The organism is Pseudomonas sp. 008 (genome assembly GCF_016861935.1).
In the GTDB taxonomy this organism is placed as follows: Bacteria; Pseudomonadota; Gammaproteobacteria; order Pseudomonadales; family Pseudomonadaceae; genus Aquipseudomonas.
This window is the reverse complement of sequence record NZ_BOMA01000001.1, coordinates 439,462-463,045: the sequence shown is the minus strand read 5'-3', so window position 1 is coordinate 463,045 and position 23,584 is coordinate 439,462. Positions and strand designations below refer to the sequence as shown.

At 61.7% G+C, this 23,584-nt stretch carries 16 protein-coding genes; 13 read left to right on the top strand and 3 right to left on the bottom strand.

Annotated elements, in window-relative coordinates; all coding sequences use genetic code 11:
• Positions 1 to 2: 2 nt before the first annotated feature.
• From JUI81_RS01965 to JUI81_RS01940, 6 genes are all read left to right on the top strand, one after another.
• Positions 3 to 1,373 carry a TolC family outer membrane protein gene (locus tag JUI81_RS01965; RefSeq protein WP_026331659.1) on the top strand — a complete coding sequence of 457 codons (1,371 nt, stop codon included), beginning with the start codon at positions 3 to 5 and terminating at the stop codon, positions 1,371 to 1,373.
• Positions 1,374 to 1,609: 236 nt separating this feature from the next.
• Positions 1,610 to 4,567: an autotransporter serine protease gene (locus tag JUI81_RS01960; protein ID WP_204123837.1), complete on the top strand. Its 2,958-nt coding sequence runs from the start codon at positions 1,610 to 1,612 to the stop codon at positions 4,565 to 4,567.
• 248 nt (positions 4,568 to 4,815) lie between these two features.
• Complete coding sequence (locus tag JUI81_RS01955) at positions 4,816 to 7,863, top strand: autotransporter serine protease (RefSeq protein ID WP_204123555.1); 3,048 nt, start codon at positions 4,816 to 4,818, stop codon at positions 7,861 to 7,863.
• Positions 7,864 to 7,886: 23 nt separating this feature from the next.
• On the top strand, positions 7,887 to 9,575 hold the full coding sequence (locus JUI81_RS01950; protein ID WP_096480190.1) for a polyurethanase: 1,689 nt from the start codon (positions 7,887 to 7,889) through the stop codon (positions 9,573 to 9,575).
• Positions 9,576 to 9,679: 104 nt separating this feature from the next.
• Positions 9,680 to 11,533: a polyurethanase gene (locus JUI81_RS01945; RefSeq protein WP_204123554.1), complete on the top strand. Its 1,854-nt coding sequence runs from the start codon at positions 9,680 to 9,682 to the stop codon at positions 11,531 to 11,533.
• Positions 11,534 to 11,791: 258 nt separating this feature from the next.
• A complete protein-coding gene (locus JUI81_RS01940; protein WP_028940555.1) occupies positions 11,792 to 12,157 on the top strand; it encodes a hypothetical protein in 366 nt (121 codons plus the stop codon).
• A gap of 258 nt (positions 12,158 to 12,415) precedes the next feature.
• Here the strand turns inward: JUI81_RS01940 and JUI81_RS01935 are convergent, their stop codons facing one another.
• Positions 12,416 to 13,342 (bottom strand): glyoxylate/hydroxypyruvate reductase A, encoded by a 927-nt coding sequence (locus JUI81_RS01935; RefSeq protein ID WP_204123553.1) that lies wholly within the window; start codon positions 13,340 to 13,342, stop codon positions 12,416 to 12,418.
• Positions 13,343 to 13,614: 272 nt separating this feature from the next.
• Here JUI81_RS01935 and gabT point away from each other — a divergent pair, with 272 nt between their 5' ends.
• The 6 genes from gabT to JUI81_RS01905 all read left to right on the top strand — a co-directional run bounded on the left by gabT (position 13,615) and on the right by JUI81_RS01905 (position 19,957).
• Positions 13,615 to 14,907, top strand: coding sequence for a 4-aminobutyrate--2-oxoglutarate transaminase (gabT, locus tag JUI81_RS01930; RefSeq protein ID WP_204123552.1), 1,293 nt, complete (start codon positions 13,615 to 13,617; stop codon positions 14,905 to 14,907).
• Positions 14,908 to 15,003: 96 nt separating this feature from the next.
• Positions 15,004 to 15,660, top strand: a complete 657-nt coding sequence (locus JUI81_RS01925) for a 2-haloalkanoic acid dehalogenase (RefSeq protein WP_028940558.1) — start codon at positions 15,004 to 15,006, stop codon at positions 15,658 to 15,660.
• A gap of 45 nt (positions 15,661 to 15,705) precedes the next feature.
• Positions 15,706 to 16,194 carry an Lrp/AsnC family transcriptional regulator gene (locus JUI81_RS01920; protein WP_003174918.1) on the top strand — a complete coding sequence of 163 codons (489 nt, stop codon included), beginning with the start codon at positions 15,706 to 15,708 and terminating at the stop codon, positions 16,192 to 16,194.
• A gap of 323 nt (positions 16,195 to 16,517) precedes the next feature.
• Positions 16,518 to 17,291 (top strand): DUF4198 domain-containing protein, encoded by a 774-nt coding sequence (locus JUI81_RS01915; RefSeq protein ID WP_239077643.1) that lies wholly within the window; start codon positions 16,518 to 16,520, stop codon positions 17,289 to 17,291.
• Between the two features lie 39 nt (positions 17,292 to 17,330).
• On the top strand, positions 17,331 to 18,536 hold the full coding sequence (locus tag JUI81_RS01910) for a DUF1624 domain-containing protein (RefSeq protein ID WP_204123550.1): 1,206 nt from the start codon (positions 17,331 to 17,333) through the stop codon (positions 18,534 to 18,536).
• A 77-nt stretch (positions 18,537 to 18,613) separates the two neighbouring features.
• Complete coding sequence (locus tag JUI81_RS01905; RefSeq protein WP_019578999.1) at positions 18,614 to 19,957, top strand: OprD family porin; 1,344 nt, start codon at positions 18,614 to 18,616, stop codon at positions 19,955 to 19,957.
• 203 nt (positions 19,958 to 20,160) lie between these two features.
• On the opposite strand, the gene JUI81_RS01900 is transcribed toward JUI81_RS01905, so the two are convergent.
• Entirely contained in the window at positions 20,161 to 20,874 is a 714-nt protein-coding gene (locus JUI81_RS01900) for a cupin domain-containing protein (protein ID WP_204123549.1), read from the bottom strand.
• A 69-nt stretch (positions 20,875 to 20,943) separates the two neighbouring features.
• Positions 20,944 to 21,801 carry a GNAT family N-acetyltransferase gene (locus JUI81_RS01895; protein WP_204123548.1) on the bottom strand — a complete coding sequence of 286 codons (858 nt, stop codon included), beginning with the start codon at positions 21,799 to 21,801 and terminating at the stop codon, positions 20,944 to 20,946.
• 240 nt (positions 21,802 to 22,041) lie between these two features.
• On the opposite strand from JUI81_RS01895, the gene JUI81_RS01890 reads away from it, so the two are divergent.
• A complete protein-coding gene (locus tag JUI81_RS01890; protein ID WP_096480197.1) occupies positions 22,042 to 23,514 on the top strand; it encodes an aldehyde dehydrogenase in 1,473 nt (490 codons plus the stop codon).
• Positions 23,515 to 23,584: the final 70 nt, after the last annotated feature.

The window sequence follows — 23,584 nt, the reverse complement described above, 5'->3', positions numbered from 1 at the left end:
GGATGTTCGGTTGTATGAATAAGCTTTCCCTGCTCGCAGCGACCCTGGCGTTGCTGACGTGCAACAGCGCGATGGCCATGGGGCCGTTCGACATCTATGAGCAAGCGTTACGCAATGATCCGGTGTTCCTTGGCGCCATCAAGGAACGCGATGCCGGCCTTGAAAACCGCGCCATCGGCCGCGCCGGGTTATTGCCGAGGCTGGGCTACAACTACAACAAGGGGCGTAACTCCTCCGAGGTCAAATACCTCAACGATCGCGGTAACAGACAAACGGATGATCGCAACTACAGCAGCTACGGCTCGACCCTGACCTTGCAACAGCCATTGCTCGACTACGAGGCTTACGCGGCGTATCGCAAGGGCGTGGCGCAATCGCTGTTCGCTGATGAAAACTTCCGGGGCAAGAGCCAGGAACTGCTGGTTCGCGTGCTGGAGAACTACACCAAGGCGCTGTTCGCCCAGGACCAGATCGACATTGCGCGCGCGAAGAAAAAAGCCTTCGAGGAGCAGTTTCAGCAGAACGAGCAAATGTTCCGCCAAGGGGAAGGCACGCGCACCGACATCCTCGAAGCCGAGTCACGTTACGAACTGGCGACTGCCGAGGAAATCGAGGCGCGTGACGAACAGGATGCGGCTCTGCGCGAGCTCGGCGCATTGATTGGCGTGCAGGCCATCGATATCGGCGACCTGACGCCGCTGGATCAGAACTTCCAGACCTTCACCCTGCAACCGGCCAATTACGACACCTGGCATGAGATGGCAGTGGCCAACAACCCGAACCTGGCCTCCCAGCGCCAGGCGGTGGAAGTGGCGCGCTACGAGGTCGAACGCAACCGCGCCGGGCACCTGCCGAAAGTCAGCGCCTACGCCTCGATGCGCCAGAACGAATCGGAAAGTGGCAACACCTACAACCAGCGCTATGACACCAACACCATCGGTATTGAAGTCAATGTTCCGCTGTATGCAGGTGGCGGCGTCTCGGCCTCGACCCGGCAGGCCAGCCGCACCATGGAACAGGCCGAGTACGAACTGGACGGCAAGACCCGGGAAACCTTGATCCAGCTGCGCCGCCAGTTCAGCGCCTGCCTGTCGGGGGTCAACAAGCTGCGCGCTTATCAGAAGGCGCTGATCTCAGCCGAAGCGCTGGTGATCTCGACCAAACAAAGCATTCTGGGTGGTGAACGGGTCAACCTCGACGCATTGAATGCCGAACAACAACTATTTACCACCCGCCGGGATCTGGCGCAGGCACGCTACGACTACCTGATGGCCTGGACCAAGTTGCATTACTACGCCGGCACCTTGAACGAACAGGACTTGGCCAAGGTGGATGAGGCGTTCGGCCAGGGCCCGGCAATGAAAAAACCGTAACCCTGTGGCGAGGGGGCTTGCCCCCGTTGGACGGCGAAGTCGTCCCAAAACCGGAATGGGTGATTCAACAGATATGCCGCAGCTGTCGGACTCAAGACTGCTACGCAGCCGAACGGGGCGGTGCGGCGTTCCGACAAGCCCCCTCGCCACAGAGGACCTGAGTAAACGACGCAATATCACCCCCTGAACCGGGGCCTAGAACTCTAAAAACGCCAAGAAAGCGAGATTTCATGCACATGGACGTACAGATCAAGCCGATGTCGGTCGGCACGCTGCTGCTCTTGATTTCATCAGCGCCGGGTTCGGCCCAGGCGCAGTACCTGGAAACCGGCACCCTCGGTGACCCGGTCAGTTGGCGTTCGGCGGAGTTCCAGCGCGATTGGGGCCTGGGGCGGATGCAGGCCGATCAAGCCTATGCCGCCGGCATCACCGGCAAGGGCGTGAAAATCGGCGCGCTGGATTCCGGTTTCGATTCCAGCCATCCCGAATTCGCCGCCGACCGTTATCACGCGGTGACGGCCAGCGGTAGCTATGTCGATGGTTCAGCGTTCAACGTCGACGGCACGCTCAACGCTAACAACGATTCCCACGGCACCCACGTCACCGGCACCATGGGCGCGTCCCGCGATGGCAGCGGCATGCACGGCGTGGCGTACAACGCGCAAATCTACGTTGGCAACACCAACAAGAACGACAGCTTCCTGTTCGGTCCCAACCCCGACCCGCGCTACTTCAAAGCGGTCTATAACGCCCTGGCGGATGCCGGGGTACGCGCGATCAACAACAGCTGGGGCAGCCAGCCACCGGACGTCAGCTACCGGACCCTCGACGATCTGCACGCCGCTTACGCCCAGCACTGGAACCAAGGCACCTGGCTCGACGCCGCTGCCGACGTTTCGCACCGTGGTGTGATCAACGTGTTCAGCGCCGGCAACAGCGGTTACCCGAATGCCAGCGTCCGCTCGGCCCTGCCGTATTTTCAGCCAGACCTGGAAGGGCACTGGCTCGCCGTGTCGGGGCTGGATCAAGGCAACCAGCAGAAATACAACCAGTGCGGGATCGCCAAGTATTGGTGCATCACCACGCCGGGAGCGAAGATCGACAGCACCATTCCCGGTGGCGGTTACGCGATCAAATCCGGCACCTCCATGGCCGCGCCGCATGCCACCGGTGCGCTGGCGCTGGTGATGGAGCGCTATCCGTACATGAACAACCAGCAGGCGCTGGAGGTGTTGCTGACCACCGCGACCCAGCTCGACGGTTCGATCACAGATGCGCCAACCACGCGGGTCGGTTGGGGCGTGGCCAATCTCGACCGGGCGATGCGCGGGCCGGGGCAATTGCTCGGTACGTTCGACGCCAATCTGGGGGCAGGGCAGAGCGATGTCTGGAGCAATGACATTTCAGACAAGGCACTGATTCAGCGCCAGGCCGAAGACGCCGCCGAACACAGCGCCTGGCTACAGACGTTGCAGGACAAAGGCTGGGCAAACAGTATCCCGGCCGGCGCCAGTCAGCAGGATCAGACCGACTATGCGGTAGGTATGGCCAGAGATTCCGCCGCCGCCAGCCGAGTCTACGAAGGCAGCCTGATCAAGTCCGGTGCCGGACGCTTGATGCTCACTGGCGACAACACTTATCGCGGCCTGACTACGGTCAACGGCGGCTTACTGGCGGTGAACGGTTCACTGACATCGGCGGTGACGGTCAATGCCAGCGGCACCCTCGGCGGTAACGGACGGATCGCTGCCTTGACCGCCAATGCCGGCGGCACCGTGGCGCCCGGTAATTCCATCGGTACGTTGCAAGTCAGTGGCGATGTGACGTTTGCGCCGGGGTCGACCTATGCCGTCGAACTCTCGCCGAGCAGCAGCGACCAGATTATTGCCAACGGCGTGGCCACGGTCAGCGGCGCCACCGTCAGCCTGTCGCTGGAAAACAGCCCGACCTTGCTCAGCACCCAACAAGTGCAAAGCCTGCTGGGGCATCAGTACAACATCCTGCAAGCGGCGGGCGGAATTCAAGGCCAGTTCGGTGCGGTGCTGCCCAACTATGTGTTCATCGGCGGCAGTCTCGATTACGCAGCGACCGGCATTCAGCTGAGCCTTGAGCGTAATGCAACGACCTTCACCAGCGTCGGCCAGACCCAGAATCAGCGTTCCGTTGCGACTGCGGTGGAAGGGCTTGGCGCGGGCAATGTGGTATACGAAAGCCTGCTGCTGTCGCCGACCGCGAGCTCGGCGCAACAGGCGTTCCGGCAATTGTCGGGGGAAATCTACCCGGCGCTGGGCTCGGTGTTAATCAATGACAGTCGCTATCTGCGCGATGCGGTGGGTGAGCGTCTCAATGAAGCCAACGGTTCGCGCAGCAATGGCTGGATCAAAGCCTTGGGCGCCTGGGGCAAGACCGATGAACGCCACGACACCGTCGGCTACACCACGTCGATTGGTGGTTTGCTCGCCGGTGTCGATGGCGCTGTGGATGACGAAACCCGTGTCGGCCTGGTCGCCGGCTATAGCGACAGCTCCGTCAACTTGGGCTCCGGAACTCATTCGTCAGCGCAGGTCGACAGCTATCACCTGGGCGCCTATGCCGGCCACGAAATGGGCGCTTGGCGCTTGAGTGCCGGCGGTGCCTACAGCTGGCACCGGGCCGACATCAAACGTGACCTGCAATACGCTGACATCAGCGCCAAACAGAAAGCCAAGGTCGATGCCGGGACCACTCAGGTGTTCGGTGAAGCGGCCTATCGCCTGAACCTGCAACCCCTGGCTTTGGAACCGTTCGCCAACCTCGCTTACGTGCACCTCGACACCGAGGGTTTCACCGAGAAAGGCGACGCCGCCGCGCTCAAAAACAGTGGCGACCGACGTGACGCGGTGCTCGGCACGCTGGGCGTTCGCGCGCTGAAAACCCTGACGTTGTCCGGCCAACAACAGCTGGACCTGAGCGGCAGCCTCGGTTGGCAGCACAACCTGAGCAACACCGATTCCGAAGAACACCTGGCGTTTGCCAGCGGTGGCGCACCGTTCGCGGTGGAGAGCTCGCCGCTGGTTCGTGATGCGGCGCTGGTGGGCGCCCATGCCAGCCTGGTCTTGAGTCGGGACATTCGGTTGAACCTCGATTACACCGGCCAACTGGCCAGCCGCGAGAAGAGCCATGGAGTTGGGTTGAGTCTCAATTGGCAGTTTTAGTAGTGCGCCTGTAGCAGCTGCCGAACAGCGCGAGGCTGCGTTCGGCTGCGAAGCAGTCGTGAAGTCAGCTATCGCGGTGTGTCAGGAAAACCTTGCAGGCAGGGTTTGCGACGGCTGCGCCGCCGAACGCAGCCTCGCGCTGCTCGGCAGCTGCTACAGATCGGGTTGATGCGTGGTGTATCAGCAGGACAAGACACGCCTTTGAAGGCCACAAGGATTTTTGCAACACAACTAAGGACGGTAGCTTGATGGATAACAAGTACAACAAACTTGCCTTGCTCTGTGCACTGGCAACCCTGGGCACCGCACACGCGGCGCCCTACGTGGAAAACGGCAGGGTCGGTGACCCGAACAGTTGGCGCAGCGAGGAGTTCAACGCCGATTGGGGGCTGGGGGCGATCAACGCTCAGGAGGCCTATGCGGCCGGTTACACCGGCAAAGGGGTGAAACTGGGGATCTTCGACCAGCCGGTCTACGCCTTGCACCCGGAGTTTTCCGGAGCCAACAAGGTAATAACCCTGGTCACCAGCGGCATCCGCGAGTACACCGATCCGTACATTCCGGTCAAAGCCGGGGACGCCTTTCTCTATGACGGTTCGCCCTCTGTAGGTTCCAACGGCAAACTCGGCGCCCACGGCACACACGTTGGCGGGATCGCCGCGGGCAGTCGCGATGGCGGGCCGATGCATGGCGTCGCCTTTGGCGCGCAAATCATCAGCGCCGACAACGGCGACCCAGGCCCGGAAGACGGCATCATCCGTGGCAACGACGGCGCGGTGTACAAGGCCGGTTGGGACGCCCTGATCGCCAGCGGCGCGCGGATCATCAACAACAGCTGGGGCATCGGCATCACCGACCGCTTCGACCTCGGCGGCCGGGACCCGGCGTACCCGCACTTCACCGTGCAAGACGCGCAACTGCAATTCAACGAAATCCAGACCTTGCTCGGGACCAAACCCGGCGGTGCCTACGACGGCGCCATCGCGGCGGCCCGCAGCGGCATCGTCACGATCTTCGCCGCCGGCAACGACTACAACCTCAACAACCCGGACGCCATCGCCGGCCTCGGTTACTTCGTCCCCCAGATCGCGCCGAACTGGATGACCGTCGCCGCGTTGCAAAAGAACCCGGACATCAACAGTCCCGACCTCTACACCATCAGCACCTTCTCGTCGCGCTGCGGCTACACCGCGAGTTTCTGCGTGTCGGCACCGGGCAGCCGCATCTATAGCTCGATCATCAGCGGCACCAACGCCGCTGACCTGACCACCGGCTACGCCAACTACAACGGCACCTCGATGGCGGCGCCGCATGTTGCCGGCTCGGTGGCGGTGTTGATGGAACGCTTCCCGTACATGACCGGCGCGCAAGTCGCCAGCGTGCTGCGCACCACCGCCACCGACCTCGGCGCACCCGGCGTCGACGCACTGTACGGCTGGGGCATGATCAACCTGCGCAAAGGCATCGATGGCCCGGCGATGTTCGTCACCGAGCAGGACATTCCCGAAGAGTTCCGCATCGATGGCGCCTACGGCTCCAGTCAGTTTGTCGCGGACTTGCCGGGTATTGGCGCGATCATCGACGCTGGCAAACCCACCGAGCGTGTGTGCAATGACGTGCGTTGCGGGCTCGACTATTGGCGCAACGACATTTCCGGCCATGGCGGCCTGACCAAACAGGGCATCGGCACGCTGGTGCTGACCGGCGCCAACACCTACACCGGCCCGACCCTGGTCAATCAGGGCCGATTGGCGATCAACGGTTCGCTGCTGTCGGCCGTCACTGTCAATGACAGCGGCATCCTCGGCGGTAATGGCAGCATCGCGGCGCTGACCGCAAAAAGCGGCGGCACTGTGGCCCCCGGCAACTCCATCGGCACCTTGCAGGTGGCGGGCGACGTGACCTTCGAACCTGGTTCGACCTACGCCGTAGAACTGTCGCCCACCAGCAGCGACCAGATCATCGCCGGCGGCAAGGCGATCATTGAGGGCGCCACGGTCAGCCTGTCGCTGGAAAACAGCCCGACGCTGTTGACCACCGGCGAGGCGAAAACCCTGCTCGGCACTCAGTACAACATTCTGCAAGCGGCCGGTGGAATCGAAGGGCGCTTCGGTGCGGTAGTGCCGGACTACCTGTTCCTCGGCGGCACTCTCGATTATTCGGCGGGCGGCATTCAACTGGCCGTCGTTCGCAACGCAACCTCGTTCACCAGTGCCGGCCAAACCCCGAACCAACGCGCGGTGGCCGCTGCCGCCGAGCAACTGGGCGCAGGCAATCCGCTCTACGAAACCCTGCTGCTGTCGCCGACCGCCGCTGTCGCGCAACAAGCGTTCCAACAGCTGTCTGGCGAGATTCATCCGGCGATCGGCACGCTGCTGATTAACGACAGCCGCTACCTGCGCGATGCCGTCGGCGAACGTCTGCGCGAGCGTGATCTGTTCGACGCCGGGGCACCAACCGATGACCGCAGCAACGCCTGGCTCAAAGTGCTCGGCGCCTGGGGCAAGAGCGATGGCGGGCATGACAACGCCAGTTCCAACAGCTCCATCGGCGGGCTGCTGGCCGGTGTCGATGGCTTGATCACTGAAGATACGCGCTTGGGTTTCGTCACTGGTTACAGCGACAGCTCATTGAGCATGGGCGATGGCACGCATTCGCAAGCCGAGGTCGACAGCTATCACTTGGGTGCCTACCTGGGCCATGAAATCGACGCGCTGCGCCTGAGTGTCGGCGGTGCTTACAGCTGGCATCGCATCGACGTCAAACGCGACCTGCAATTCGGAGACGTCAGCGGCAAGCAGAAATCCAAGCGCGATGCGACCACCGCGCAACTGTTCACCGAAGCGGCCTATCGCCTGGACTTGCAACCGCTGGCGCTGGAGCCGTTCGTCAACCTGGCCTACGTGCACCTGAACAGCGACAGCTTCAGCGAAAAAGGTGACGCCGCCGCACTCAAGGGCGGTGAAAACAACCGCGATGCAGTGCTCTCGACCCTGGGCCTGCGGGCGAGCAAAGCCATTGCGCTGTCCGACCAGCATCAGTTGGAACTGTCCGGCACGCTCGGCTGGCAGCACAACCTGAGCAGCACCCGTTCCGAAGACCACCTGGCCTTCGTCAACGGCAACACCGCGTTCAGCGTGCAAAGCGTGTCGATGGACCGCGATGCCGCGGTGGTCGGCGCTCGTGCCGGACTGGCGCTGGGCCGCGATACCCGTTTGAACCTGGATTACAACGGGCTGCTCGGCTCCCGGGAAAAAGACCACGGTGTGGGCCTGACCCTGGACTGGCAGTTCTGATTTGACGCAAAGGAAGCCACAACATGGGACTGTTTGATTACAAAAATGCTGACGGCAAGACGTTGTACAGCGACGCGATCGCGCTGACGCTCTACGCGTACACGCCCACCGGCCAGCCGTTGCCGGCAACCGCTTGGGCGCCGATTGGCGCGGCAGCCTTGGGCTATCAGGGCAAGGTCGGGCCTCAAGGCACCTTCTATGGCGAGAAAGACGGCTTCACCAGCGCCGAAGCCGAAATCCTCGGTAAATACGACGGGGCAGGGCAGCTGATCGGTCTCGGCATTGCCTTCCGTGGCACCGGCGGCCTGGGCTACAGCGACACCTTCGGCGACATGAAAAACAATCTGCTGGCCGCCGTCGGACCGGTGGATTACGCGAGCAACTACGCGAAAAACGCCTTCGACACCTTGCTCAAAAATGTCGCTGCGTTTGCCATCGCCCACGGCCTGAGCGCCAAGGACGTACTGGTCAGCGGGCACAGCCTTGGCGGGCTGGGGGTCAACAGCCTGGCGGAGTTGAGCGGCAATAACTGGGGCGGTTTCTTCAAGGACGCCAACTACATCGCCTTCGCCTCGCCGACTCAAAGCGCCACTGGCAACAACGTGCTGAACATCGGTTACGAGAACGACCCGGTGTTTCGCGTGCTCGACGGCACCACTTTCAGCAGTGGCTCGCTGGGCAAGCACGACGGTCATCAGGATTCGGCGACCAACAACATCGTCAACTTCAATGACCAGTACGCGTCCACCGCGCAGAACCTGGTGCCGTTCAGCATCCTCAACCCGCTGAACTGGTCGGCCCATGGCTCGTTGGGCTATGCCGACGGCTTGAACCGGGTGATCGACTCGCGCTTCTACGACCTCACTGACAAGGATTCGACACTGATCGTGTCCAACCTGTCGGAGTCGTCCCGAGGCACTACCTGGGTCGAGGACCTGGGCCGCAGCGGCGAGCCCCACACCGGCAGCACCTTCATCATCGGCACCGACAGTAATGACTGGCTCAAGGGCGGCACCGGCAATGACTTCATCGAAGGTCGAGACGGTAACGACCGGTTCCGCGATGACGGCGGCTACAACCTGCTGCTGGGCGGCAAGGGCAGCAACACCTTCGAGCTGCAAAAGCCGTTGCAGAACTTCAGCTTTGCCAACGACGGCGACGGCACTCTGTATGTGCGCGACGCTTACGCCGGCATCAGCATGACCCGCGACATCGGCGCGCTGGTGAGCAAGGAATCGGGCTCGTGGTGGGGCAGCAAGGAGGTGACCTACAACGTCACCGCCAATGGCTTGCTCAATGGCACGGAACTGACCCACTACAACCACTCGCTCAACGGTGATGCCTACAGCAACACGCTGGTGGCCAGCGTCGACGGTGACTGGCTGTTCGGCAACGCCGGCAACGACCTGCTGCGCAGCGACAAAAGCCACGTGACCTTCGTCGGCGGCACGGGCAATGACGTGATGCATGCCTCGGGCGGCGGCAACACCTTTTTGTTCAGCGGCGCCTTCGGCTTTGACGCGATCAATGGCTATCAGGGCAGCGACAAACTGGTGTTCATCGGCGTCCAGGGCGCGGGGCAGGGCTATGACTACACCCAGCACGCTTCACAGGCCGGCAACGACACGGTGCTGAAGATTGGCGATTACGCCGTGACGCTGGTGGGGGTGGGACTGGATAACCTGTCGGCTTCGGGATTTGTATTTGCCTGAAAAAACCGAATGAAAGCATTGCACTAAAGACACTGGGGCGCCCCATAGCGGGGCGTCCCGGCTGTAGCTGTCTCTGATAAATCCAACAAAGAGAGGCAATACCAATGGGTGTGTATGACTACAAAAACTTCGGCGCAGCAGACTCCAAGGCGTTGTTCAGCGATGCCATGGCGATCACGCTGTATTCCTATCACAACCTCGACAACGGTTTCGCCACCGGGTACCAGCAAAACGGCTTCGGCCTGGGCTTGCCGGCAACCCTGGTGACCGCGCTGATCGGCGGCACCGATTCCCAGGGCGTCATCCCCGGTATTCCCTGGAACCCCGATTCGGAAAAGGCCGCACTCGAAGCCGTGCAAAAGGCCGGCTGGACACCAATCACCGCCGCGCAACTGGGCTATGACGGCAAGACCGACGCTCGCGGAACCTTCTTCGGCGAGAAGGCCGGTTACACCAGTGCGCAAGTGGAGATCCTCGGCAAGTACGACGCCCAGGGCCATCTCACGGAAATCGGCATCGCCTTTCGCGGCACCAGCGGTCCACGGGAAATCCAGATCGGCGATTCCATCGGTGATGTGATCAACGATTTGCTGGCGGCGATCGGCCCCAAGGATTACGCGAAAAACTATGCGGGCGAAGCCTTCGGCAATTTGCTCGGCAAAGTCGCGGCGTTTGCCCAGGCCAACGGGCTGTCAGGCAGCGATGTATTGGTCAGCGGTCACAGCCTCGGCGGGTTGGCGGTCAACAGCCTGGCGGACTTGAGCAGCGAAAAGTGGTCCGGGTTCTACCAGGATTCCAACTACATCGCCTACGCCTCGCCGACCCAAAGCAGCAGCGATAAAGTGCTGAACATCGGTTATGAAAACGACCCGGTGTTCCGCGCCCTCGATGGCTCGTCGGCCAACCTGGCCACGGTAGGCGTGCATGACGCTCCCAAGGATTCGGCGACCGATAACATCGTCAGCTTCAACGACCACTACGCTTCGACGGCGTGGAATGTGCTGCCGTATTCGATTCTCAACATTCCTACCTGGATCTCGCACTTACCCACCGGTTACGGCGACGGCATGACCCGGGTGCTGGAGTCCAAGTTCTACGACCTGACCAGCAAGGACTCGACGATCATCGTCGCCAACCTCTCGGACCCGGCGCGAGCCAACACCTGGGTCCAGGACTTGAACCGCAACGCCGAAACCCACAAAGGCAGCACCTTCATCATCGGCAGCGACGGCAATGACCTGATCCAGGGCGGCAAGGGCAATGATTATCTGGAAGGCCGCGACGGTAACGACACCTTCCGCGACGGCGGTGGCTACAACATTCTGTTGGGCGGCAAGGGCAGCAACGTGCTGGACCTGCAACAGTCGGTGAAGAATTTCGTCTTCGCCAATGACGGTGCCGGCAACCTGTACGTGCGCGACGCCAATGGCGGCATCAGCATCACCCGCGACATCGGCAGCATCGTTACCAAGGAGCCGGGGTTTCTCTGGGGCCTGTTCAAGGATGACGTGACCCACAGCGTCACTGCCAATGGTCTCACTGTTGGCAACAACGTTACGCAGTACGCCTCCAGCGTGAAGGGCACCACCGGCGCCGACACCCTCAAGGCGCACGCCACGGGCGACTGGTTGTTTGGCCTGGACGGCAACGACCACTTGATCGGCAGCGCCGGCAACGATGTGTTTGTCGGCGGGGCGGGTAATGACCTGATCGAGTCGGGCGGCGGGGTTGATACTTTCCTGTTCAGCGGCGCGTTTGGCCTGGACCGGGTGGTGGGTTATCAGGCCAACGACAAACTGGTGTTCCTCGGGGTTCAGGGCGTTGCGCCAAACGACGACTTCCGCGCCCATGCCACGGCGGTGGGGCAGGATACGCTGCTGACGTTTGGCAGTGATTCGGTGACCCTGGTGGGTGTCGGGCTGGACAGTTTGTCCAGTAGCGCGATTGTGATCGCCTGAGGGTAATGGGGCGCCGGTAAGGGCCTCTTCACGAGCAAGCTTCGCGCCTACAGGGGAAATACATTCCAATGCAGGAGCGAAGCTTGCCCGCGATGAACGATAACGCGGTAATCCTGCCTGTCCCCGTGACTCACTGGCCACTCCCGGACTCCAATACCTGCACCAACAGGAACTGGCACTAAAGCTTCAGCCCGTACACGCGTTATTCCTATGACGTCGGTGCTGCATGCCGCTATTGAGTACAGGAGATTTAGTAACGTGAGTAACAGCAAGAGGTATACCTTCGGTCTGGCGCTGGCCTTGTTATCGGCAGCCGCCGCCGCAGAACTGCCTCAGAGCTCGATTCTGACCCGTTACGGGGTCACTTCCGATCAGTTGCCGAAACCGGCAGCTACCGAAACCGCCAAGCCCGTCGAAGAAAAAAGCCGCTTCCAGCTCCAGCCGGAACAGCCCTGGGTGACCGTGCGCCTGGGTGACGGCAAACAACCGGAGAAGACCGGCAACATCAGCATCGACCGTTCGATGCAACAGGAACAGGAGCGCTGTCAGCGAATGCAGGAACAACTGCTCCGGCGTGGCGGGCAATACATTTCCTGTGATAACAGTATTCCAGGAACCCACTAAACCTATTAATGCCGGACAATTAAGCCGTAATGCGATCTGTAGCAGCTGTCGAGCTTGCGAGGCTGCGTTCGGCTGCAGAGCAGTCGTAAAACCAGACATTGCGGTGCATCAGGCAGACCGCGTTAGCCGGATTCACGACTGCTTCGCAGCCGAACGCAGCCTCGCAAGCTCGACAGCTGCTACGGCGAACGCACAAAGAGTGCGTTGCGGCTGAACTGACCGGCATTAGCCCCTGAGCGCCCGTTACTGCATCGGCGCTCAATAACCCTGCGCGCGATCGATCTCGCCGAGCATCGGCTCACCCCGTTGATGCCGACGGATGTTCTCCAGCAACACCCCGAACGCGCTTTCCGGCTGGGTCATCGCGGCGATGTGTGGCGTCAGCAGAATCTGCGGGTGGTGCCAGAACGGATGATCCGCCGGTGCCGGTTCCTGCAGCAGCACATCAAGTACCGCGCCGCTCAAATGCCCGCTGCCCAGCGCTTCCAACAGATCCTCTTCGATCAAATGTCCGCCACGGCCCATGTTGATCAGCGCCGCGCCCTTGGGCAGTTGCTCAAACAGGTTGCGATCAAGAATGCCCTGAGTCTGTTCGGTCAGCGGCAATACACACAACAGAATGTCGCACTGGCTGAGGAACGCCGGCAGTTGCGCGTTGCCGGCATAGCAATCGATCCCCGGAATGTGATGGGCACTGCGCGCCCAGCCAGACAAGGCAAAGCCCAGCGGTTGTAAGGTTGCCAGAATCTGCTGCGCCTGGGCGCCGAGCCCCATGACCCCGACCCGATGTTTGGCCGCCGGTTGCAGCAAGTGCGCCTGCCAGCAGCGGGCTATTTGTTGCTGGCGATAGCGCAGCATGTCGCGGTGCAGGCTGAGTACGGCAAAAGTCGCGTATTCGCACATGCCACGGGTGATGCCCGGATCCAGCAGGCGCACCACTGGCAAGCTCGCTGGCAGGCGTCCGAGGTCGAGTTGATCGACGCCGGCGGACAGGGCAAACAGCACTTGCAGATTCGGCAGCACAACGTCGAGATCGTCAGGTGCCTGCCATGCGGCCAGGTATTGAATGTCCTTCGGGTCGCCGATGTCCGGCCAGGCGCGCCATTCGATATCCGGGGCGTGTTCGGCAAACAGCGCTTTCCACTGTTCGCCGCGCACAGGGTCAGCTTTATACAGTAGGGCCATGGGCATTTCCTGAAAGGTGAAGGGGCTGTCCATCATCGCGCAATACCAGCGCAGGATCTGTCGAAAGCAGCGGCTTTAACGGGGTGTGTGATCTTGTATCGACCCGGCATCGGCAGATTCGGCGGGCTGAAGGAATCTGCCGTTTGGCGGGGTGAAAACAGTCGATCCGAATTTCTCAGGGGGCAAGTTCGGCGTAGATCGTTTCGCGCAAGCCTTAACCTGAACACCATCGCAACCACTTCCCGGTTGCCGGACTCACGATGGGAAATGCCATGAATAGCAAAGTCGACGAAACCCCTCATTTGCTCCGTCAGCGCGATCAATTCGTGCCACGTGGCCTGGTTACCGCGCATCCGTTGGTGATCGATCGGGCCCTGGGTTCAGAATTGTGGGACGTGGACGGCAAGCGCTACCTGGACTTTGTCGGCGGTATCGGTGTGCTTAACATCGGTCACAATCACCCGAAGGTGGTCGCGGCGGTGCAGGCGCAGTTGCAAAAAATCTCCCACGCGTGTTTTCAGGTGGTGGCTTACAAGCCTTATCTCGACCTGGCCCAGCGCCTGTGCGAAATGATCGGCGGCCAGGACGCTTATAAAGCAGCGTTCTTCACCTCCGGCGCCGAAGCGGTGGAAAACGCGGTGAAGATTGCCCGCGCCCACACCAACCGCTCGGCGGTGATCGCCTTTCGTGGCGGGTTCCATGGCCGGACCTTGCTCGGCACCACGCTGACCGGCATGAGCCAGCCGTATAAACAGAACTTCGGGCCGTTCGCACCGGAGGTCTTCCACACCCCGTATCCGAATGCCTATCGCGGTGTCACCAGCGACATGGCGCTTAAGGCACTGGACGAGTTGTTGGCGACCCAAGTGGCGCCTGAGCGGGTCGCGGCGATCATCATTGAACCGGTGCAGGGCGATGGCGGTTTCCTTGCGGCACCGGCGGAGTTTCTTCAGGCTCTGCGCGCGCTGACTGAAAAGCACGGCATCGTGCTGATCCTCGATGAGATCCAGACCGGTTTCGGGCGTACCGGCAAATGGTTCGGTTTCCAGCACGCCGGGATTCAGCCGGATCTGGTCACCGTGGCCAAGAGCCTGGCTGGCGGTTTGCCGCTGTCCGGTGTGGTCGGCAAAGCCGAGATCATGGACGCGCCGTTGCCCGGCGGCCTCGGCGGTACTTACGGCGGTAACGCGCTGTCGTGCGCGGCGGCGCTGGCGGTGATCGAAGCCTACGAGCAAGAGCAGTTGCTGGCCCGTGGCGAAGCGTTGGGCGAGCGTCTGCGTCAGGGACTGTTGCGCTTGCAGGCCCGTTACCCTCGGATCGGCGACGTGCGCGGCAGCGGCTTCATGCTGGCGATCGAGCTGATCAAGGATGACGAGGCACGGACCGCGGATGCCGACCTCAACCAACGACTGATCGACGAAGCCCGGGCCGGTGGCCTGTTGGTAATCAAGTGCGGCGTGCAACGCAACGTGTTGCGCTTCCTCGCACCGCTGGTGACCAGCGAAGCACAGATCGATGAAGCGTTGCAGATTCTCGACGCGGCACTGGCACGAGTCTTGAACTGAGCTCACGCCAGCTCACGGGCGCTGCCACACGGCATCGCCCGTGAGCATTTATGGAGCATGGATTGATGGAATGCATCATCGGAGGCTTTACACACCATGGGGCTGACTGATTATCGAGCGTTGCTGATCGATTGCGATGAAGTGCTGGTGGATCGTGATTCCGGAGTCTGGGCGGCGTTGCAGCCGTTGCTCGACAGTCGTGGCGGACATCCGGACAAGGCACAAGTGCTGGCTGAATTCAGCGCGGTAGTGCAGGCGCTGTACCCGCGTTTCGGCGAGTTGGGCTTCAGTGGTTTGCTGTGTTTCGCCCACCGTCAATTGGCCGAGCGCTGGGAGTTGAAAGCCAGTTGGGAGGAGGGCATGAGCTTCGCCCGGTCCGTCGTCGGCTGGTCGTTGTTCGAGGATGCACCCGGCGCCATGCTGTATTTGCGCAAGTTCTATCGCCTGCTGGTGCATGGCGACCGTGACGCCGAAGATCGCGGCCTGTTGTGTGAACGCCTGGGGATCATGCCTGACGATTTTATTTCCCTGGCAAGCGACCCATTGCAGGACCATGACTGGCTGGCGGCCAATGACCTTGATGCCAACGCCATCCTCCAGGTAACCCGGCCTGGTGCCCGACAACCGGGGGCGGGCGCAGTCTGCCTGATCTGTCGCGGCCGGGCCAGACACCCGTCGCCGTGCGCGGCGGATTACTGCATCAACAGCATGGCGGATCTGGTGGCTCAGCATCAGCTGTCTTTACGGCGCTGATTTTGCTAGAAGATTGTCTTACAAACGGCAGTCAAGAGGTACGCAATGGAAGGTTTAGTAAAACTGGACCGAATCGACATCAGCATCCTGGTTGAGCTGCAAAAGGACGGGCGTATGACCAACGTCAGCCTGGCGGATGCCGTGGGCCTGTCGGCCAGCCCCTGCCTGCAACGGGTCAAGCGGCTGGAGTCGGCCGGGTATATTTCCAGCTACAAGGCTCACCTGAACCTGGCCAAGATCACCGACTCGGTCACGGTGTTCACCGAAATCACCTTGAGCGACCACAAGCGCGAGGACTTCGCCAAGTTCGAGTCCAATATCCGTCTGGTCGACGAAGTGCTCGAATGCCACCTGATCAGCGGCGGCTACGATTACCTAGTGCGCTTCATGACCCGCAGCATTCAGCATTATCAGGAAGTGGTCGAAAGCCTGTTGGACAAGAACATCGGCATCTCCAAATACTTCAGCTACATCGTCATCAAGTCACCCGTGCTCAAGGACGGCGTGCCGCTGCGCAAATTATTGCGCCACTGAAGCTGACTCCGCGTACCCCATTCCCTTGCAGCCTGCCGCGCCTTCATAAGAGGCGCGCGACGGGCTGACACCGCTCCCACAGGTTTCTCATGCACCTGGATCGGACATTCGAGCCGCACAACCGCTTAATGCGCTTCATGCTGGCGCAGTCCGCATAAATCGCTGTTTAGGCGGCGAAAACAGTCTTCGTTTGCGTTACGGGCGATGAATTCGGAACAAAGCCTAAAATTGCCTGCGTTGTAATGCGTTCAGAGAGGGGGCAGGTCGTTGCAGGGCTGCAACGATCCGTGGAACAACACCAATCGGAGCGCAAAAAAATGCGAATGAGCCACGCAAAAAAAGCACTGTTGGGTTACGGCGTCTTCATGCTGGCAAGCAGCACCGAGGCGCATCAAATCTGGTACGAGCAGCCACCGGGGCAACCCCTGGCGTTGTACTACGGGGAATATGACAAGAACATGCTGGAAGTCACTCCGGGCGGGATGGACCGGTTCAGGCAACTCAAGGGCTGGTCGATCAGCGACAGGTCCCAGCCGTTGCGCCTGACCTTGCAGCGCCAGGCGTTTGCGGTGGCGCATCAAGCCAACGCGGATGATTCGCTGCTGGCCGAGGATGGGCACTACCCGATCTTCGACCTCCACGAAGGCGATAAAACCCTCAAGGCTTACTGGACGCCCGCCACCCGTTGGGTCGGCGATCTGCGCGCCCGCACCCCGGAATTGACCCTGGACATCGTGCCCACCGGCGTCGCCGATGCGGGCAAGGCGCAGTTCCAGGTGTTTTATGCGCACAAGCCCCTGGTCAATCAGGACGTGGTGCTGGAAACCGGCTCCGGGGAAGTGTTCACCCAGCGCACCGACGCGGCTGGCAAGGTCAGTTTCGAACTGCCCTGGCAGGGCACCTATGTGGTGGCCGTCGAATACAAGGATCACACCGCCGGGCAGCGCTCCAATCCTCAGGGTCAGGCTGAGCCCTATGACGTGAAGAGCTTCAGTTCAACACTGTCGTTCTATCGAAAGGAAGGTCAGGTACCCTTGCCGCGGGCGCCGTCGCAGCTGCCGGCATCGGAAGTTGCCAGGCTGAAGAAACAGGGCTGAGCCAGCGGTAGTCCACTGACCAAGACATGAGTGACTGATATGACCCTATCTACAAGCGTGGCAGGGCAGGCGGGAAGTGTTTCCCCTGCGCTGGCCACCAGCGTTGCCAAAACCAACACCCGGATGTTGGCCATCGATGCCTTGCGCGGCTTCGTCATGCTGTTGATGCTCATCGACCATGTGCGCGAAACCTTTCTGCTGCACCGTCAGGTCACCGACCCGATCGATGCGCTGAGCGTGACCCCGGACCTGTTCTTCACCCGCCTGCTGAGCACCCTTTGCGCCCCGGTGTTCATCTTCCTCACCGGGTTGTCGGCCTGGCTCTACAGCCAGAAACACACGGCCAGTGAAACCTCGGTGTTCCTGCTCAAACGCGGGCTGTTCCTGGTGTTTCTGGAGCTCACGTTCGTGTGCTTTGCCTGGAACGCCGAGTTCCCGCCCAAGACGCTGTGGCTGCAAGTGATCTGGTGCATCGGCATCTGCATGATCGTGCTTGCCGGGTTGCTGCACTTTAAACGCGGTTGGCTGATCGTGCTCGGAGTGGCGATCGTCGCCGGGCACAACCTGCTCGATGGCGTGACCGTGGGGCCGGAGTCGCCGTTCTTCGTGCCCTGGTCGATCCTGCATCAGCGGGTATTCATCGACATCACCGAGTTCACCCGGGCTCGCACCACGTACCCGGTGTTGCCGTGGATCGGCGTAATCCTGCTGGGTTGGGCCATCGGGCCGTGGTTCGGCAAGGACATGGAACCGGCCGCGCGGATTTCCCGCTTGCTCAAAGTCGGCGTCGGCCTGTTGGCGGCGTTCGTGTTCATCCGTTACCTGAACGTTTACGGAGAGAAACCCTGGGTGCAGACCGGCGATTCGCTGCGCACCTTCATGAGTTTCATGAGCGCGAAGAAGTACCCGCCGTCACTGATGTTCCTGATGCCGACCCTCGGCCTGGGGCTGATTCTTCTGGCGTTGTTCGAGAAGGCCCAGGATCGCTGGTCCACCGCGACCCTGGCGGTCTACGGTGGCGCGCCGATGTTCTTCTACTTGTTGCACCTGTATGTGCTCAAGGCCATGTACCTGGTGGCGGTTGCCATCTGGGGCGCCAATCAGGGCACCTATTACGGCTTCGATAACCTGCCCACGGTCTGGCTGTGGAGCGTGATTCTCGGGGTGCTGCTGTTCTTCCCGACACGCTGGTTCGCCAACCTCAAGCAGCGCCGTCGCGATATCGCGATTCTCAAATACCTCTGAGCCGCTCTTCGGTGTCCCCCCATCGGGCGGGACACCTTACGACCCGCTGCGCACGACCGATTTTCCAGGAGAAAACTGTGAAGACGTTAACCACGCACGCCCTGCTTTTGGCCTTGGGAGGGGAAACCCTGCTCGCCCAGGCATCGGAACAAGACAACGCCAACGGTTTTTTGCAGGACAGCCAGTGGAGCCTGCTCAATCGCAGCCTCTATGACCGCCGCGATTATCAACACGGCTCACTGAGTAACGGCGCCCGCAACGCCTATAAACCCAGGGCCCAGCGCAGCGATCTGGCGGAGGAGTGGGCTTACGGTCTGATGGCCGATGTGGCCTCGGGTTTCACCACCGGTACCGTGGGTTTCGGGCTGGACGCGCACCTGTATTCCGGCTGGCAACTGGACAGTGGCGGCGGACGCGCCGGCAAGGCGCGGGTGCTGGGCGTGGACAACGAAGGCCACCCCAAGGATGAATTCAGCCGAGGCGGCGCCGTGGCCAAGCTGCGTTTTTCCTCCACCGAATTGCGCTACGGCGAGCAACGGGTGAAAACCCCGGTATTCGGTTCATCCGACAGCCGCTTGCTGCCCGAGACCGCCACCGGCTGGCTGCTGACCAGCCGCGAACTGCCCGGCACCACGTTGTACGGCGGGCACTTCAACGAGAGCACCGACCGTAACGCCACCAGTCATGACCAAGGTTTTGTGGTCAATTACTCCAACGGCAAGCAGGGCAACAGCTTCGATTTGATCGGTGGGCGCAACACCTCGGTCAAGGGACTCAATGCCAGCCTGTTCAGCGCGCAGTATGACGATACCTGGCGTCAGCACTATCTGGGCGCGGTTTACACGCAGCCGTTGGCCGCTGGCCAGGAGCTGATCTTCGATCTCAATCTGTATCGCACCCAGGACACCGGCAAAGCTTTGTCCGGCCGGATCGACAACACCACCTGGAGTTTGCTGTCCACCTACAAGGTCGGCGCTCACAGCTTCGGCCTGGGTTATCAGAAGGTCGACGGTGACACGCCCTTCGACTACGTGACCCGAGGCGCGATCTACCTGAGCAACTCGGTGGCCCTGTCCGACTTCAACGCACCCGAAGAAGCTTCCTGGCAGGCCCGTTACGATCTGAATATGGCTGGCTACGGCGTCCCCGGCCTGACCTTAGGTGCGTTGTATGCGCGCGGCAGCGGCATCGACGGCAGTCACATGGACCCGAACGGCGGTTACAAGTGGCTGGGTTACGGGCAGGGTGGCAAGCATTGGGAACGTGATCTGCAGGCCAAATATGTGGTGCAGTCGGGCCCGGCGAAAAACCTCGGGTTTACCCTGCGCCATGCGGTCCATCGGGGCAATTCGGCACAGGCTGAGCTGGATGCCGATCAGATTCGTCTGGCGATTGAATATCCGTTGGGCGGGAAATTCTGAGGCTCACGCCTTGTAGCAGCTGCCGAGCGCGCGAGGCTGCGTTCGGCTGCGTAGCAGTCGCGAAATCAGGCGCTGCGATCCGTCAGGCACGCTGCGCATTCAGGGATTACGACTGCTGCGCAGCCGAACGCAGCCTCGCACAGCTCGGCAGCTGCTACGGGATTAGCGTAACCGGGGATTACGCTGATTCAAATCGGCCAGCGCTATTTGACGGCGTAAACCTTGCGCACATACCGCGCACTGTTCCAGGCACAAGGTGCCCCTTGTGGCACGAACACGGTGTCACCGGGATTGACCGTAACGCTGCTCCCGTCAGGTGCCTGCAAAGTCACGCTGCCTTCGAGCAGGTGCATCAGCTCGTTGAGTTTGTGCGCTCGGCCATGGCGGGTGTACGGCGTCGAATCCCACACACCGACGCGCAGATTAGTCGTGTCGTCTTCGAAGGCATTGCGCGAGCGGCACTGCGGCGTGGGCCCGATCAGTATCTGCGGTTCCGGTGCCGCCGAAGGGGACAGCATCGCCAGCGGGTCGAGCGCTGTCAGCCCCGGTTTCTGTTCGGCGCTGGGGCTGGTGACAGCACAGAAGGCCCAGCAAGTATCGGGTTGTGCCTGAAACCTGAGCGCCGTGCCGCGACCGATCACGGCGCTGGCACCGATGCCCAGTTCCAGCACCTGTTCCCCGGATTGCAGCACCACATGCCCGGCATGGACCACGATCACTTCGGTGTGCGGGAAGTGCTCGATATCGACGGTTTTGCTGGTGTGAACAAGGCCCGCCGAGACGCCGTCGGACCCAATGTAGGCGATCTGACGACCGTCCATGAACGGATCGATGGAACTCAAGGGCGCTGCCTTGAAAGACGTAGAAACGCGGCTGCCGTCGGCGCGGGCCAACAGCACAATGGTGGGTTGAGACATGCGGGTGACGCTCCCTGCAAATGGGGGGTAGAAAGTGATGGAAGGCGCTCGCTTCATCGCGCGCCGGGATCAGCCAATGGCTTGGGTGACGAGGGCAAATTGGCGGACGCCGTTGGCCGCTTGCGGCGGTGTGCCCCGTGCCATTTGCGCCACGGTGTCGACCTGTTTGAGACCGGCCAGCGCCAACCACTCGCTCAAACCACTGTCCGCTGGAATGTCGATTCGCACGAAAGCGTCCGGCACCTGGGCCAGCAACACCGCGATCAGGTGTCTGGCCTGTTCAAGGTTTTCGGCGATGACCGGGCCGAGGCAACGACCGCGACCGAACGGGCGCAGCAGGGCGAAGGCACGCAACTGACCGTCGCGCTCGATGCCCACGGAATGCTCGGCCACCGCAAACAGCTCCGTGAGCACCGCTTGCCGGTCCAGCCCGCTGCCGGCGTTGGCCAGTGCCAGTTGAGGAGCCCGATCCGCGGCCTGTAACGGGCGGCATTCTTCACCGTCTGCCAGCGGTTCAAGCGCGGGCGCCTGAGCCAGGCCTTGATGCTGTTGAATCCGCCCGAACTCGACAAACCCCTGGCTGGCGTAAAGCGGTGCGCCGGCGAGGGTTGCATTGAGCATCGGCGTGCGCGACTGGCAGGCTAGCAGCGCGTGTTCCATCAACCGACGGCCGATGCCCTTGCCCTGATAGTCGTCGCTGACAATCACCAGGCCGATGGTGGCGAAGTCGCCTTGCCGGCAGGCGAATGCGGTGCCGATCAGTCGGTCGCCATCGAGCACCACGAAACCTTCGCTGACCCGCTGCAGCATCGCCCAGTCTTCCAGGCGATGGGGCCACTTCAACTCAACAGACAAGGCATGGGCCGAAGGCAAGTCGGCGGCGGTCATCGGCCGATAGGTATAGGCGGAAGGGTGCGAGGCGGACATGGCGAGTCTCCGTTTACAGTGTGCGCGATCAACCGGTTTTCCGGCGCGAGGATGCCTGTATCCCATCTGCGTGAAGGCCTGACAAGGGGGGCGGAAGGATTCGGCAGATTCCTCACCTCAAAGGCCTGCAGACCACACTTACTACTTAATTGCCCCATAAGGTCGGCAGCAAATGCTTGGGCTTTTTTTCTACGATGGAGGCCTGAGTAAACGCCTCGCCGTCCCTTTTTGGAGTGCTCCATGGATAGCTTCGATCCTCGCCTCATCGCTGTGCGCAGCGCTCATTTTATTGCCGGAAAATACCGCGACGCCCAACCGGGGCTGGAGGTGGTTCGCCCTTCAGACGGTCAGGCCTATGCCCAGCTGCCGATCGCCGATGCCGACCTGGTGGATGAGGCGGTCAACGATGCCTGGCAGGCGTTTAACCGCAGCGATTGGGCCAGCCGTCCGCCCCGGGAACGGGCACGGGTCATGCGTCGCTGGGCCGATCTGATCGAAGCCGATGTCGCCGTGCTGGCGCCGCTGGAAGCGGTGGGCTCGACCCGTCCGCATAAAGATGTGATCGCCTGGGACATTCCTTATGTCGCCGAGGGCATTCGTTTCTTTGCCGAACTGGCGGACAAGCACGGCGGCCAAGTCGCGGCGACCCAGACCGATCGCCTGGGCATGCAGATCGCCGAACCGTACGGTGTGATCGCCGCCATCGCGCCGTGGAATTTCCCCTTGAGCATGGCTTCGTGGAAAGTCGCGCCGGCGCTGGCTGCCGGCAATGCCGTGGTGCTCAAACCGTCGGAGCTGACGCCGTTTTCCAGCCTGCGCTTTGCCGAACTGGCGGTGCAGGCGGGCATTCCTGCCGGGATTTTCAACGTGGTTCAGGGCGATGGGCGGATTACCGGCGATGCGTTGTGCCGTCATCCACGGGTGGGCAAGGTAACCTTTACCGGCTCCACGGCAACGGGTTCGAGCATCATGTCCACTTGTGCATTGGTGGGGCCGAAACCGGTGACCCTGGAGCTGGGCGGCAAGAGTCCGCAACTGGTGTTTGCCGACGTGCCGGACATCGCGAAAACCGCACGCACCGTGGCGCTGGCCATCACCGGCAATGCCGGGCAGGTGTGCGTGTCTGGTTCGCGGTTATTGATCGAGCGCTCGATCATGGAGCCGTTCGTTGCACACTTGCAGGCGTATTTCGAGGAATTGCGTCCAGGCCCGACCTGGTCATCCGAGAGCACGCTGTCGCCGATTATTTCCCGGTTGCAGGCCAGCCGTATCGACGGCATCGTCCAGCGTTCACGCCAGGCCGGGGCCGAAGTGCTGACTGGCGGTGGCTTGTTCGAAGGGCTGGGCGGTGCCTATTACCAGCCGACCTTGCTGGCCGGCCTGGACAATCAGAACCCGGCGATCTGTGAAGAAATCTTCGGCCCGGTGCTGACGGTGCAGGCGTTCGATGACGAAGAGCAGGCGTTGAACCTGGCCGCACACGCCACCTACGGCCTGGCGGCGGGCGTGCATACCGCCGACATCAACCGCGCCCTGCGCCTGGTCCGGCGGCTGGAGGCGGGCACGGTGTGGGTCAACCGCTATGGACGCAGCAACGACTACATCCTGCCGACCGGTGGCTACAAACGCTCCGGCATCGGCAAGGACCTGGGTCGCGAAGCCTTCGAAGCCAACTTGCGCTTCAAGAGCGTGCTGATCGATATCGTCCAATAACACGGCCCCCGTAGCAGCTGCCGAGCAGCGCGAGGCGGCGTTCGGCGGCGTTCGGCGGCGAAGCCGTCGT